The organism is thiotrophic endosymbiont of Bathymodiolus puteoserpentis (Logatchev) (assembly GCF_900127505.1).
In the GTDB taxonomy this organism is placed as follows: domain Bacteria; phylum Pseudomonadota; class Gammaproteobacteria; order PS1; family Pseudothioglobaceae; genus Thiodubiliella.
Window position 1 is genome coordinate 5,299 of record NZ_UEXF01000069.1, and the last position, 13,471, is coordinate 18,769.

The window sequence follows — 13,471 nt, forward strand, 5'->3', positions numbered from 1 at the left end:
TAAAATACCTCTTATTTCTTGGTCGTTTTGCTTAAAAAAATGTTAACTAAATCCAGCCCAATATCCACCCAATCAAATCTTTTTCATTCAGAGCTCTTTTCTCAATTAGATGTCAAAGACCCTTTAATACAACTAGCCAACACTATCAATTGGACAGTCTTCGATGATGCCTTTGAGCAACATTACTCTCAAAACAATGGCAGACCCTCAAAACCCATCAGGCTGATGGTAGGTTTGCTTTTGCCTAAAAAAGCCCTTAAGCGAGACAATCGTTATCAACAAGACAAAAAGCGCAAACTGTGTAAAAGACGCGCAGCGATTGAGCCGATTATCGGACATCTTAAATCAGATTTTAGACTCTCTAGAAACCTACTCAAAGGGCAAGTTGGTGATGAGATTAATGTTTTAATGGCTGCCTGTGCTTGGAATTTGAGAAAATGGCTGGTGATAGCCACTATTTTTTTGTTTTGGCAAAAACTGGGCTTATTTTTTGTAAAATACCTAAGGTTTTTTGTGGTGCTGGATAAAAAGCAGTTTTGTTGATTTAGATGGTTGGAAAAATGGGTGGTTTTGGTTGGAGTGGGTTTTTAAGGGGCGACTAAATAGAAAAGGAGGGTAAATCCAGCCTTAACCTTATTAGGACAAAGTTTAAAGAAATTACCAATTGGGCAAAAATTGGCTTTTGCCAATCATCCCTATTTTGTGCAAAGGTCTCTTAAAGTATAAGTAAAGGTAAGGTTTATGCGCTTAAGTAGCATTATAATCCTAGTTTGTGCAATTGATAAGCATTGCTAAAGTCTTTAATATTGGCAATTTTTTTGCCTGATAGTTGTACTTTCTCTAAACTTAATATAGCATCAGCTGTTGCGATGTAACAAGTGCCTTTGGTAGGAGGTTGAATGACTTCCCCTGGTTTTTCATGATAATTTTCTTTCACAATACTGGCAGATAGAATGCGTAATACTTTGGATTCAAACTTATCACTTGTTGCATTGCTTTGCGCAATAGGGTAGGGGTTAAATGCCCTAATTTGACGGTTGATTTTATCAGCAGATTGACTCCAATCAATCCACGCTTCGTCTTTTTTAAGTTTTTTAGCGTAAGTTACATCTTCTTCATTTTGCTTTGTGGATGGTAGGTTGTCAAGGTTTTCTAATGCTTCAATAATAGCTTTGGCACCTAGTGTGGAGAGTTTGTCATGCAAGGTTTGTGCATTGTCAATATCAGTGATATCACAGGTTTTTTCTAACAAAATATTGCCTGTGTCTAATCCTCCATCCATTTGCATGATGCTCACACCTGTAGTTTTGTCGCCTGCTAGAATGGCGCGTTGAATAGGTGCAGCGCCTCGCCAGCGTGGTAGTAGAGAAGCGTGAATATTAAGGCATCCATACTTAGGGGCATCTAAGACAAGTTTTGGCAATAGTTGACCATAAGCCACTACCACCATAACATCAGCATTGAGTGCAAATAAGGTTTTTTGGGCATCATTATCTTTCAGACTTTCTGGTTGAAAGACTGGAAGCTTGTGTTTTAAGGCTTGTTCTTTGACAGCGCAGGCGCTTAATATACGACCGCGACCTTTGGGGCGGTCAGGTTGGCAATAGACACCAACAATGTCGTGTCCAGCATTAATGAGTGCAGTTAAAACACCGAGCGAAAATTCAGGCGTGCCGGCAAAAACAATTTTCATTCTATTTTAGGTTGTTGCGAGCAGTTTTGATAGCCTGTTTGACTTGATTTGGTGCAGTACCACCAAGATGGTCACGCGCGCAAAGTGAGCCTTCTAACGAAAGCACATCAAACACATCATTTTCAATACGAGCATCAAATCCCTGTAATTCTTTCAAACTCAACTCACTTAAATCTTTTTGTATTTTTAGTCCGTAAGCGACCGATAAACCTACCACTTCGTGTGCATCGCGAAATGGCAAACCTTTTTTCACCAAATAATCCGCCAAATCTGTGGCAGTAGTATAGCCTTTCTTGGTAGAATTGTACATATTGTCACGCTTTGCTTTAATGGTTGGCACCATATCGGCGAATACGCGTAAGCAAGTTTTAAGTGTGTCAACCGTATCAAATAGGGGTTCTTTATCTTCTTGGTTATCCTTATTATAGGCGAGTGGTTGTGACTTCATAATGGTCAGCATTGCAGTTAAATTACCATACACACGGCCTGTTTTGCCACGCACTAACTCTGGTACATCGGGGTTTTTCTTTTGTGGCATAATTGATGAGCCCGTACAAAAGCTGTCTGGCAATTCAATAAAATCAAATTGTGCACTTGACCAAAGAATTAACTCCTCAGAAAAACGCGACAAATGCATCATAACAATGCTGGCTGCTGATAAAAACTCTATGGCAAAATCACGGTCACTAACGCCATCAAGCGAGTTATTGCAAATACGCTCAAAACCTAACAATTCAGCAGTGCGAGCGCGTTTAATTGGGTAAGTCGTACCTGCTAATGCCGCACTACCAAGTGGCATTGAATTGAGTCGCTTACGACAATCAATCAGTCGTTCAGCATCACGAGATAGCATCTCAAAATACGCCATCATATGATGCCCAAAACTCACAGGTTGAGCAGCTTGTAAATGAGTAAAACCTGGTAATATGGTACTTGCTTCTTGTTCAGCTAAATTAAGTAATGCGACTTGCAAACGCTTAATTTCATCATTAATTTCATCAAGTTGTTCACGCAAATATAGGCGAATATCGGTTGCTACTTGGTCGTTACGCGAGCGCCCTGTGTGTAGTTTTTTGCCTGCATTGCCAATCATCGCTACTAGGCGTGCTTCAATATTCATATGCACATCTTCTAAATCAACTGACCAATCAAATTTGTCTTTTTTGATTTCAGTAAGAATCGTATTTAGACCGTCAATGATTTGTGATTTTTCATCCTCAGTCAATAATCCAACTTCCTGCAGCATTGTGGCATGTGCAATTGAGCCTTGAATGTCATAAGGTGCGAGAATTTTATCAAAAAATACCGAGGCACCAAAAATTTTAACAAATTCATCGGTTGGTTGATTGAAGCGTCCGCCCCAAGATTGGTTAGTTTTGTTCATAATATTTTAGTAATGTTTTTCCAATTTCTTATCTAAATCTGTCCAATAAGTATCTTCACTGGCAACGCCAACAATTTTTTCTAACAACATGCCTTCTGCATCAAACAATAGTAAAGTCGGATAGAAATCTATATCGTATTTATCTGCAAAGTCATTATTCTCAATTTGCACACCATCAAAATCTACCATGCTAAGTCCTGCGTGTATCTCTATTTGGGCAATGATGAGTTTATCGGTGTATTCCCTGAGTTCAGTCATTGGCGCTATCACTTCGTTAATAACAAAATAACACCAAGAGCAATCTTCCAAATGCGTTAATAGCAAAATATTTTTATTGTCTTTTTTTGCCTGTTGTTTTGCTTGGAAAAGTTTTTTTGCTGCTGGAATCCTCATGGTTTTTTGTTAAAATGCATATCTATTACGATTTTAAATCAATTTAATGCAACAAACAATCAAAATTGCAACACGCAAAAGTCCTCTAGCACTTTGGCAAGCCGAACATGTGAAATCTAAATTAGAGCAACTATACCCCGACTTAATGGTTGAATTGGTGAAGATGACGACTAAAGGCGACCAGATTTTAAACTCCCCCTTGTCTAAAATTGGTGGAAAAGGCTTATTTATTAAAGAATTAGAGGTTGGGCTGTTAGAAGGCAAAGCAGATATTGCTGTGCATTCAATGAAAGATGTGCCATATGAAATCCCAGAAGGCTTTGAATTGGGTGCGATACTTAAGCGAGAAAATCCATTTGATGCTTTTGTATCTAATGACTTTGATGGTATTAATGATTTACCACAAGGGGCAAAAGTGGGTACTTGTTCAATGCGTCGTATTGTACAACTTAAAGCCACTCGTCCAGATTTAGAAATACTAGATTTGCGTGGCAATGTTAATACTCGATTACAAAAATTAGACAATGGTGAGTTTGACGGTATTATTTTAGCGTGTGCAGGTCTTATTCGTCTTGGATTTGAAGATAGAATTAAGCAACAAATATCTGCCGAACAATCATTGCCTGCCGTTGGACAAGGTGCAGTCGGTATTGAAATTCGAGAAAATGACCAGATGATATTGGATTTAATTAAACCATTAATTGACAAAGAGGCTACTTATAGAGTGAGTGCCGAGCGTGCTATGAATGCACGCTTAGAAGGGGGTTGCTCTGTGCCAATTGCAGGGTATTCAACGATTGATGGTGAGCAAATTACGCTAACAGGTTTGGTGGGTAATGTAGATTCTGGTGTGATTTTAAAGCATCAAGTATCAAGTAATATTGATGCTGTTGAAGCATTAGGCGTGCAGTTAGCAGAAAAACTGATTGAGATGGGCGCACGAGAAATTTTAAAATGAATTAAAATAGGCGACATTATTTAGAATAAGGCAGGTAAATATGTTTAGATTCATCGAAAAAAGTTTTCTTAAAATTACACAAATCTTAGGCTTATTGTTTGCAACTATTGTATTGGTTGTGGCAGTCATTGTGAGTTACAACAAGATTGATGTCAAAGCTGATGATAAAATTGACACCCCAGTGGTGAAATTTGCTGATTATCAAAAATTAATACGCAATCAAAAAGCAAAAATCAGTAAAAACTTAGATAATAATCAGCGTTTTGACAAGACTTTTAATGCTTATATTGATGATATTGTTAGCGCGTTAAGTGGTTTGTCTGATAATGTTATTGACAAAACTGACCTTAAACAAAAAGTTAAAATATCAAGCAAAGTTAAATTAAGCCAGTATCCTCAATCGGTGTCTGTGGCTTATGTCAAGTCTTTAGCAAAATTAACCAATCAAGTTGCAATCGTAGATGTTAAAGTGAATATGGATGAGCTTGTTAACTGGCATGACCAATCCTTTTTCCAGCAAATCAAAGAAAAAGATAAGAGAAATTTTCTACAAGTAGGACCACTGAGAATAGAAAAATCTGCTTATTCTACGATGTGGGAAGTATTAGCAATATTTATGTTGTTGGTGATTATGCTGGCTGTCTTGCGTATTGAGCAAAATACTAGAAAATAAAGTTACACTACCGTTAGACTTATTCAATAATCATCAATATTTTGGGTGTATTTATATTTACCACATTTCTTTGATTTGGCAAGTTTTTAATAATGCCAGAAATCGGCGAGGTAATTGTGTATTTTTCTAATTCAATTTGTGCGATTTTGATCTTAAGATTGTGCGCGTCTAATTCCCGCTTTGTTGCATCAAACGCCAATTGCGCGATTTCTAAATCTCGATGAGAACTCACCAAACGCTCATAAAGCTCTTTGGTTTGTTGGAGCTCTAACTTTTTGTCATCAAAATCTTGTTGCTTGATGCTTTGCAAAGTTTTTAAATATTGTAACTCAAGTTTGGCCTGTCTATCATCAAGCCTTACAATGACATCGCCTTTTTTCACTTGGGTTTTGGCAGGTTTTATCTCTATAATTGCACTTGATACTTGTGAATAGATTTCCAGTCCCAAAGTAGATGATGGCAACAATATTGCTAGCCAAACTAATGATTTAAAGCTCATAATCTTCTCCTGCTAATTGTTGTAATTGTATAAAAACAATCACAAAGTCAAATTCATTTTTTGTTAATTTCCACTCAGTGTCAGTTAGATTGCTCATTGCACTGCCAATATCACTTTTAATTTCCATTTCGTAATTGGCGCGAGCCAGTTCAAGATACAGGTCTCGATAATCAAGTTCGGTTGTCAGTGCTTGGTAGCGCTGTTTGAGTGTTTTTAACTTAAGCCACAACGATAAGGCTTGTTGGTTTAGCGCTTGAGTGCGTTGCTCAATGCGTAATTGTTGTTGTTTGATTTTTGTTAAAAGTTTGGAGGTTTTATTCTTCTGACTCTGGCTTTGACCAAAAGGCATAACAAAGCTGATGCCAGCACGCCAATTACCATTTTTGCTACTATCGTAAGATTGCTCTCCCAGTTTAATGTTTGAGCTAATGACAATCTCTTTGTTGTTTTTTTCTAGATTTCTTTGCTGTTTTAGATTAGCAAGCACACGCCTTAATTCACCCAATTCTAGATTACTCAATTGTATTTTTTCCTGCCAAATTTCAAATCCAGCTAATTCTTTTTTGAAAAAATAGGTTAAATCAGGTTTAACCAAATCATCAGGTCTATTTTCATAAGCAATATTAAGGAGTTGGGCAAGCTTAGCACGCGTGGTGATTTGCGCTGCTTCAGCCTCAATACGCTTAACAACATCTAATTGTGTTAATGTTCGTTTTTCCAATAATTCTACTTCAGAAGCATCTTCTACATCAAAATTATCCTGAATGCGATTTGCACGAATTGCAGAAATTGCTAAGCGCTCTAATACGGTTTCATGACGCATATCAGCCAATATAATATTAAAAAAAGCTTGCATCACTTGCGTGGTTTTATCAATTTTAAGTTGTTGTAATGCAAACTCTGTATTTTTGACAGTGCTTTTGGCAGCATTTTGGTTAATTTCTACATTTTGGTCGTATAGTACTTTGTTGATTTTAATAAAGGCATGAGAGTAATCAGTACTGCCTAATTTTTCATTATCACGCCTAGCTAACTGTAAATCTAAGTCGACTGTTGTTTTATAACTGTCTTGGTAAGATTTTAATTCAATTTTATCAAGCTCTATATTGATATGGAGTTGCTTTTGTTCAAGGTTTTGTTTTGTTGCCAATGCCAGTGTATGTCTCAATGTTAGTGGGTTTGGCAATTCCAGTGCTTGTGTGGAAAATGATAAAAACAACCAAGCAATAAGTAAAGACTTCATCTCGTATTACTTGTGTTTGCGCTTGTAGCGTATGAAGGGCTCTTTTTTGTAGGATTTATCAACAAAATAATTTGCTAGCAGTAAAAAGTCTTTCTTGTTGACAAAGCCTGTGTGGCGTACTACGCGTTTACCATTTAAATCAAAGAAAGCCAGCACAGGTGTAGCACCGACTAAGTTATGGCGTTGAGCAAAGATTTTTTCTTGTAGGGTGTTGCCATCAAAATCTGTCAAATTCACACTAGATTCTACATCAATTTCAAAATTTAAAAAGTGCTGCCTAAAGTAGTCAATAATAGGCTTTTGAGTGAATACATTACGACGCATTTTTTGGCAGAATGGGCATTCTTCCATATGAAAGAAAACAAAAATACCCTCTTTTTTAGCGTCAATAGCGTCTTCTAAATTTTCACTGTAGTCATTAAAATGTTGATCAAACAATGATATGTCTTTTTCTTTAGCAAAACTTGATGTACAAAGCAATAAAAAGAATGCTAAGTGAATAATTGTTTTCATATATCCCCCAAAGTTAAAAGGGATAATACCCTTAATCAAATAATGCGTCAATAAAGTCTTTGGCAATAAATGGTTTCAGGTCGTTAATCCCTTCACCAACGCCAATATAGCGAATGGGTAATTTTAATTCATCGGCAATAGCAAAGACGACACCACCCTTAGCGGTGCCATCAAGTTTGGTAATGCTAATGCCACTTAGTTTGACCGCTTTGTTGAATTCTTTGGCTTGGTTGATTGCATTTTGACCTGCGCCACCATCAAGTACTAACATCACTTCATGAGGTGCGCTTTCATTTTGTTTGGTGATGACACGCTTGATTTTTTCTAATTCTTGCATAAGATTACCTTGAGTATGTAGTCGCCCAGCAGTATCAGCAATCAGTATATCAATATTTTTGGCTTGTGCTGATTGATAGGCATCAAAGATGACTGAGGCAGCATCAGCACCCGTATCTTGTGCCACAACAGGAATATTATTACGCTCACCCCAGACCTTGAGTTGTTCAACTGCTGCCGCACGAAAAGTATCACCGGCAGCAAGCATTACTGATTTTCCTTGATTTTGAAATGACTTGGCGAGTTTGCCAATGGTGGTGGTTTTACCAGCGCCATTCACCCCAACTACTAAAATCACAAAAGTTTCTTGCGGGTCCGACTTCAATTGATTGCCTTCAATGAGCAACCCTGCCAATTCATCTTTTAAGAGTTGATACAAGCTATCAGTGTCTTTTAAAGTTTTTCTAGAAGCATTTTTGCGCACAGATTCTAAAACTTTATCAGTGGTATTAATACCCATATCTGCACCGATAAGTAACATCTCTAGCTCATCTAATAAATCATCATCAATGGTTTTTTTGCCTAACAATAGTGCTGATAATCCAGAACCAAGTTTTTGCCTAGATTTGGTTAAGCGTTGTTTTAAAGAAGCCGATTTGTCTTTTTTGAAAAAATTAAACACTATAATAATGCAATGTTAAAAAAGTTGATTTTACTATTCTTTGCTTTGTCTCAACCTTTATTTGCTAATTCACTTGATTTGGCACAACAAGGTATTACTCAAATAACATTGGGCAATGGGCTAAAAATTATTGTCAAAACTGATAGGCGTGCACCTGTCTTTATTTCTCAACTTTGGTATCAGGTAGGTGCTAGTGACGAATCGCGTCCAACCACAGGTATCTCACATATGCTTGAACATATGATGTTTAAAGGAACAGACAATTATGGGGCAGGTGAATTTTCAAAGATTATTGCCCGTAATGGTGGCAATGACAACGCCTTTACCTCTAAGGATTACACCGCTTATTATCAAAAAATGCACAAGTCTAAACTTGATCTTGCTATCAAGATGGAAGCCGATAGAATGCGACATTTACGCCTGATTAATAAAGAGTTTGAAAAAGAAAGGCAAGTGGTGATTGAAGAACGCAGATTACGCATAGATGATAACCCAAATGCCAAAGTGTTTGAGAATCTTAACCTGATTTCCTTTGATAAAAAAGGCGCTTATCATGCCCCTATTATTGGCTTTCAGGGTGACTTAGAGACTTATCGTTTGCGTGATTTACGCGATTGGTACAAAAGATATTATGCACCGAATAATGCGACTTTAGTGGTGGTGGGTGATGTTTGGGCTGATGAAGTAATTGCCTTGGCAAAAAAATATTTTGGCATTTATAAATATAACCCTGACATTGCCAAGAATAACAAACCTGCTATTGTTCATACTGGTAAGTCGCGTGTATTAAAACTCAAAGCAGAGTTGCCTTTTTATATCTTGTCTTTTCCTGTGCCAAGTCTAAAAACCACGAAAGACAAACACAATGCCTATGCTTTGGATATGCTGTCGTATATATTAGACAATAGACTGTCTAAAACTTTGGTGAGAGAGCAACAAATCGCTTCAAGCATCAGCGTAAGTTATAGCTTATACGATAAATACAACACCTTATTTACCCTGAGTTTTACACCTGCAAAGGGTGTGGACAACCCAATAGTATTATCAGCGATTAAAACACAAATCGCCGAGTTAATTAAAAATCCTGCTGTGATTAAAAATGAGTTGGCGCATACCAAAACACAACTTGAAGCCGAGTTTGTTTTTGAACAAGACCGTATATCCACCCAGTCTTATTATTTGGGTATGTTGGCAACTGTTGGTTTGGGCATTGAAACAATGTTTACCTATGTGGACAAAATGAATGCTATTAGCACACACGATGTTGCGCAAATTGCCAAACAATATTTGGATTTTTCTCAGGCTAATTCGGTGGAACTCATACCACAGGGGGTTAAGTGAAGTTTTTAGTTTTATTTTTGTTGCTTGTTAGTAGTGTTCATGCCAAGTTAAACATTCAACATTGGATGACACCTGAAGGTGCAAAGGTGCTCTTTGTGCAGACCAAGGGCTTGCCAATATTAGATATTTCACTTAACTTTGATGCTGCTAGTGGCAAAGAGGGTGAAAAATATGGTTTAGCGTCGTTAACCAATAGTCTGCTGGGTAGTGCCACCCAATATCGCAATGAAGAGCAAATTATTAATGCATTTGAATCATTAGGCGCACAGTTCAGTGGCTATTCGTTAAAAGATATGTCAATCGTATCATTACGCACGCTTTCAAGAGAGTCAATTTTAAGAAAATCGCTTAATATTTTTACTGAAGTTGTTACTCAACCAAGTTTTAAGCAAAAATATCTCACCCGCGCGAAGCGTCAAATCCTGCAATCCATCAGAGCTGCTCAACAATCACCATCCAGTATTGCCTCCATTGCTTTTAATAAAGCTGTATTTGGTGAGCATCCTTACGCACATGAAGCAATTGGCACCCAAGACACCATTGGTAATATCACCACAAAAGATTTAAAGCACCATTACCAACAATTCTTTGTCGCAAAAAATCTTATCATTGCGTTGGTTGGGGATGTGAGCAAAGTCAAGGCCAAACAGATTGCGCGACAAATTTCTCATGGACTGAATATTGGACAAAAAGCCAAAGCCAATCCAGTGGTTAAACCACTTAATGATGCGCAGGACATTCACATTGATTTCCCATCAAAACAAACCCATTTACTTATCGGACAGACTGGCGTTAATCGCTCTCATCCTGATTTTTATCCCTTGTATTTAGGTAATCATATCTTTGGTGGTAGTGGATTAACTTCAATCTTGAGCGGTGAAATTCGTGAGAAAAAAGGGCTCGCTTATTCGGTCTATAGTCATTTTAGTCAAATGCAGTCAAATGGCTCTTTCGTCATGAAATTGCAAACCAAAAATGCACAAGCTAATAAGGCAAAGAAAATTGCCGTTCAAACGCTAAATAATTTTATTAATAACAATATTGATAAACAAAAATTACAAGATGGCAAGGATAATATCATTGGTGGATTTGCCCTACAAACAGCATCCAATGCCAATATCTTAACTTACCTTTCTATTATCGGTTTTTATAATTTACCACTGGATTATCTAGATACCTTTACTGATAAAATCAAGGATATTAGCACGCAAGATATTCAAAATGCCTTTGCACAGTTGATTAACACTGATAAGCTTGTTATAGTAAGTGTGGGGCAGAAGATCAAGAATAATGGCAAATAAAGCCGTATTATTATTTTCGTATGGGACATTGCAAAATTCTACCGTACAACTTGCAACTTTTGGACGCGAACTATTTGGTTATAAAGATGAGCTACTCAACTACAGATTAGCAATGCTTGAAATTCAAGATGCAAGTGTCGTAAAACTTAGCGGTGAATCTCATCACCCAATCGCAGTACCCAGTCAATCTGACACCATATTAGGCACAGTCTTTGAAATTACCCAAGAAGAATTGGCACAGTCCGATAAATATGAAGTAGATGAGTATCAGCGTGTATTAGGAAAAATGGCATCAGGTACGCCTGCTTGGGTTTATGTTGAGTTTTTGGAGGTGCCCATAAGTGAGTAGAGCAGTTCAATCAAAATCAAAACAAAGAGTGGCTGACCATGGCGAAGTATTTACTTCTGATTGTGAAGTCAATGCGATGCTTGATTTAGTCAAACAAGAAGCGGATCGTATAGATTCCCGTTTTTTAGAGCCAGCTTGCGGAACAGGGAATTTTTTAGTTGAAATATTAAGAAGAAAGTTAGCCGTTGTAGAAAGTAGATACAAAAAAAGTCAACTGGAATATGAACGATATGCCGTGATTGCGGTTACGAGTATTTATGGTATTGATATTTTAGAAGATAATGTTGAAGAGTGTAGAAATCGGATTTTTAAACTATTTGATAAACAATATACTTCTTTTTACAAAAAAAAGGCGAAAGAAGAATGTAGAGTGAGCATAAAATACATTTTGGGAAAAAATATTTTAAGAGGCGACGCCCTGACCTTAAAAACCGTGGGTAGTGATGATAAACCGATTGTATTCTCTGAATGGTCTACGCTGAATGGAAGCATGATAAAAAGAAGGGATTTTACGCTGGACAATCTGCTTAAAACTGAGGAATGCAAAGTTCCTGATTCACTTTTTAGTGATTTTTACGAAACCGACCCTGCTTTTTTACCCAAACCGATAAAGGACTTTCCCTTGATACATTTCTTAAAATTGACCGAACATGGTTAATATCAATTACAACCCTGATGTTTTATCTTGTCTTGCCAATTTGAGCAATGACGAAGTCTTTACCCCGCCTAAATTGGTTGGTGATATTTTGGATATGCTGCCAGTAGCATTATTTAGCGATAAATCTACCACTTTTCTTGACCCTGTAAGTAAATCTGGCGTATTTTTGCGTGAAATCGCCAAACGCTTAATGATGGGTTTAGAGGCTGAAATTCCCGACCAGCAACAACGCATTAACCATATTTTTGAAAATCAATTGTATGGTATTGCTATTACCGAATTAACCGCTTTGCTTTCTCGTAGAAGTGTTTATTGCTCTAAAATCGCCAATGGCAAATACTCTATTTGTGAAACTTTTAATAATGAAAATGGCAATATAAAGTTTGATGCGATTAATCACATTTGGAAAAACGGTAAATGTACTTTTTGCAATGCCAGTGAAGAAGTGTATAGCCGAGATGAGCAATTAGAAACCCATGCGTATCAGTTTATTCATACGGATAAACCAGAGGAGATATTTAAAATGAAATTTGATGTAATTATTGGAAATCCGCCTTATCAGTTGAGTGATGGGGGGCATGGAAGAAGTGCAAGCCCTATTTATCATAAATTTGTTGAACAGGCTAAAAAACTAAAACCAAGGTTTTTAACCATGATTATTCCTGCTCGTTGGTATGCTGGCGGAAAAGGATTAGATGCTTTTAGAGAATCAATGCTTAATGATAGTCATATTAGGAAACTGGTTGATTTTGAAAACTCTTCAACCGTTTTTCCAGGGGTAGATATTGCTGGTGGTATCTGCTATTTCTTATGGGATAGAAATAATCAGGGGCTTTGTGAAATAACCAATGAGTATGACGGTAAAAAAATAAGTTCTCAAAGAGCATTAAATGAATTTAATATTTTTATTCGTCATAGTCAAGCCGTCCCAATTATTAGAAAGGTTCTAAAGATAGAAAACGCAAAATGCCATCTAAATAAAATTATTTCTTCAAGGAAACCTTTTTCACTCCCTACCAACTATAAACCAGTCAAGAAAGGGGTTAAATGTCATTTTATCCAAAAAATTGGTTTGCAATATGCAAATCTAAAAGATGTCACAGATAATCTTAAAATTACAGATAAATGGAAGCTTTTAATTCCAAGATCCCCTATTGCAGGTCAAACCGATTTTTCTAAACCTGTGGGTTTTTATTATAATGGAAATACACGTATTGCTAAACCCGGAGAAATCTGTACAGAATCTTGGTTAGTGGCTTGTTCTTTCAGAACAGAAGAAGAAGTGCTTTCTTTTAAATCATATTTGTTTGCAAAAATTGTTAGATTTCTTTTACTTCAAACCGTAGTGTCACAGGACATTACAAGAGAGCGATTTGTCTTCATACCTTATATAGAAAAATACGACACAGAATTTACAGATGAAATTCTCAGAAAAAGATGGAATATCACGGATGAAGAATGGGCTTTTATAGATTCTAAAATAAAAACAATTGAATCGTAGGGATGAA

At 36.9% G+C, this 13,471-nt stretch carries 15 protein-coding genes; 8 read left to right on the plus strand and 7 right to left on the minus strand.

The window, feature by feature from the left end; all coding sequences use genetic code 11:
• Positions 1–39: 39 nt before the first annotated feature.
• The gene (locus BHECKSOX2_RS10705) at positions 40–543 is read left to right on the plus strand and encodes a transposase (RefSeq protein WP_483444637.1); all 504 of its coding nucleotides are present in this window, start codon (positions 40–42) and stop codon (positions 541–543) included.
• A 214-nt stretch (positions 544–757) separates the two neighbouring features.
• Here the strand turns inward: BHECKSOX2_RS10705 and fmt are convergent, their stop codons facing one another.
• From fmt to BHECKSOX2_RS07940, 3 genes are read right to left on the minus strand one after another with little or no spacing between them, the layout of a single operon-like run.
• Positions 758–1,693 (minus strand): methionyl-tRNA formyltransferase, encoded by a 936-nt coding sequence (fmt, locus tag BHECKSOX2_RS07930; protein WP_139683140.1) that lies wholly within the window; start codon positions 1,691–1,693, stop codon positions 758–760.
• A 1-nt stretch (position 1,694) separates the two neighbouring features.
• On the minus strand, positions 1,695–3,080 hold the full coding sequence (argH, locus tag BHECKSOX2_RS07935; RefSeq protein WP_139683141.1) for an argininosuccinate lyase: 1,386 nt from the start codon (positions 3,078–3,080) through the stop codon (positions 1,695–1,697).
• Positions 3,081–3,083: 3 nt separating this feature from the next.
• Entirely contained in the window at positions 3,084–3,470 is a 387-nt protein-coding gene (locus tag BHECKSOX2_RS07940; RefSeq protein ID WP_139683142.1) for a thioredoxin family protein, read from the minus strand.
• Positions 3,471–3,516: 46 nt separating this feature from the next.
• On the opposite strand from BHECKSOX2_RS07940, the gene hemC reads away from it, so the two are divergent.
• Both hemC and BHECKSOX2_RS07950 read left to right on the plus strand, forming a co-directional pair.
• Complete coding sequence (gene hemC / locus BHECKSOX2_RS07945; RefSeq protein ID WP_139683143.1) at positions 3,517–4,428, plus strand: hydroxymethylbilane synthase; 912 nt, start codon at positions 3,517–3,519, stop codon at positions 4,426–4,428.
• A gap of 40 nt (positions 4,429–4,468) precedes the next feature.
• A complete protein-coding gene (locus BHECKSOX2_RS07950; protein ID WP_139683144.1) occupies positions 4,469–5,101 on the plus strand; it encodes a hypothetical protein in 633 nt (210 codons plus the stop codon).
• A gap of 19 nt (positions 5,102–5,120) precedes the next feature.
• Here BHECKSOX2_RS07950 and BHECKSOX2_RS07955 read toward each other — a convergent pair whose 3' ends face one another.
• The 4 genes from BHECKSOX2_RS07955 to ftsY are packed head-to-tail and all read right to left on the minus strand — an operon-like array spanning position 5,121 to position 8,314.
• A complete protein-coding gene (locus tag BHECKSOX2_RS07955; RefSeq protein ID WP_139683145.1) occupies positions 5,121–5,600 on the minus strand; it encodes an efflux RND transporter periplasmic adaptor subunit in 480 nt (159 codons plus the stop codon).
• Positions 5,590–6,843: a TolC family protein gene (locus tag BHECKSOX2_RS07960; protein ID WP_139683146.1), complete on the minus strand. Its 1,254-nt coding sequence runs from the start codon at positions 6,841–6,843 to the stop codon at positions 5,590–5,592. The genes BHECKSOX2_RS07955 and BHECKSOX2_RS07960 overlap by 11 nt, the downstream gene beginning before the upstream one ends.
• 6 nt (positions 6,844–6,849) lie before the next feature.
• A complete protein-coding gene (locus BHECKSOX2_RS07965) occupies positions 6,850–7,356 on the minus strand; it encodes a thioredoxin family protein (protein WP_139683147.1) in 507 nt (168 codons plus the stop codon).
• 31 nt (positions 7,357–7,387) lie between these two features.
• Positions 7,388–8,314 carry a signal recognition particle-docking protein FtsY gene (gene ftsY, locus BHECKSOX2_RS07970; RefSeq protein WP_139683148.1) on the minus strand — a complete coding sequence of 309 codons (927 nt, stop codon included), beginning with the start codon at positions 8,312–8,314 and terminating at the stop codon, positions 7,388–7,390.
• 12 nt (positions 8,315–8,326) lie between these two features.
• Here ftsY and BHECKSOX2_RS07975 point away from each other — a divergent pair, with 12 nt between their 5' ends.
• Genes BHECKSOX2_RS07975 through BHECKSOX2_RS07995 form a run of 5 tightly spaced genes read left to right on the plus strand, consistent with a single transcriptional unit; the run spans position 8,327 to position 13,464 of the window.
• Entirely contained in the window at positions 8,327–9,655 is a 1,329-nt protein-coding gene (locus tag BHECKSOX2_RS07975; protein WP_139683149.1) for a M16 family metallopeptidase, read from the plus strand.
• The gene (locus BHECKSOX2_RS07980) at positions 9,652–10,956 is read left to right on the plus strand and encodes a M16 family metallopeptidase (protein WP_139683150.1); all 1,305 of its coding nucleotides are present in this window, start codon (positions 9,652–9,654) and stop codon (positions 10,954–10,956) included. The genes BHECKSOX2_RS07975 and BHECKSOX2_RS07980 overlap by 4 nt, the downstream gene beginning before the upstream one ends.
• Positions 10,946–11,305 carry a gamma-glutamylcyclotransferase family protein gene (locus BHECKSOX2_RS07985; protein ID WP_090714272.1) on the plus strand — a complete coding sequence of 120 codons (360 nt, stop codon included), beginning with the start codon at positions 10,946–10,948 and terminating at the stop codon, positions 11,303–11,305. Before BHECKSOX2_RS07980 ends, BHECKSOX2_RS07985 begins: the two co-directional genes overlap by 11 nt.
• Positions 11,298–11,963 (plus strand): DNA methyltransferase, encoded by a 666-nt coding sequence (locus BHECKSOX2_RS07990; RefSeq protein ID WP_139683151.1) that lies wholly within the window; start codon positions 11,298–11,300, stop codon positions 11,961–11,963. The genes BHECKSOX2_RS07985 and BHECKSOX2_RS07990 overlap by 8 nt, the downstream gene beginning before the upstream one ends.
• Positions 11,956–13,464, plus strand: a complete 1,509-nt coding sequence (locus BHECKSOX2_RS07995; RefSeq protein ID WP_139683152.1) for an Eco57I restriction-modification methylase domain-containing protein — start codon at positions 11,956–11,958, stop codon at positions 13,462–13,464. Before BHECKSOX2_RS07990 ends, BHECKSOX2_RS07995 begins: the two co-directional genes overlap by 8 nt.
• Positions 13,465–13,471: the final 7 nt, after the last annotated feature.

Coding starts and splice junctions, on each gene's coding strand:
- BHECKSOX2_RS10705 (WP_483444637.1), top strand. CDS start 40: ATGTTAACTAAATCCAGCCCAATATCCACCCAATCAAATCTTTTTCAT.
- fmt (WP_139683140.1), bottom strand. CDS start 1,693: ATGAAAATTGTTTTTGCCGGCACGCCTGAATTTTCGCTCGGTGTTTTA.
- BHECKSOX2_RS07940 (WP_139683142.1), bottom strand. CDS start 3,470: ATGAGGATTCCAGCAGCAAAAAAACTTTTCCAAGCAAAACAACAGGCA.
- hemC (WP_139683143.1), top strand. CDS start 3,517: ATGCAACAAACAATCAAAATTGCAACACGCAAAAGTCCTCTAGCACTT.
- BHECKSOX2_RS07950 (WP_139683144.1), top strand. CDS start 4,469: ATGTTTAGATTCATCGAAAAAAGTTTTCTTAAAATTACACAAATCTTA.
- BHECKSOX2_RS07955 (WP_139683145.1), bottom strand. CDS start 5,600: ATGAGCTTTAAATCATTAGTTTGGCTAGCAATATTGTTGCCATCATCT.
- BHECKSOX2_RS07960 (WP_139683146.1), bottom strand. CDS start 6,843: ATGAAGTCTTTACTTATTGCTTGGTTGTTTTTATCATTTTCCACACAA.
- BHECKSOX2_RS07965 (WP_139683147.1), bottom strand. CDS start 7,356: ATGAAAACAATTATTCACTTAGCATTCTTTTTATTGCTTTGTACATCA.
- BHECKSOX2_RS07975 (WP_139683149.1), top strand. CDS start 8,327: ATGTTAAAAAAGTTGATTTTACTATTCTTTGCTTTGTCTCAACCTTTA.
- BHECKSOX2_RS07985 (WP_090714272.1), top strand. CDS start 10,946: ATGGCAAATAAAGCCGTATTATTATTTTCGTATGGGACATTGCAAAAT.
- BHECKSOX2_RS07995 (WP_139683152.1), top strand. CDS start 11,956: ATGGTTAATATCAATTACAACCCTGATGTTTTATCTTGTCTTGCCAAT.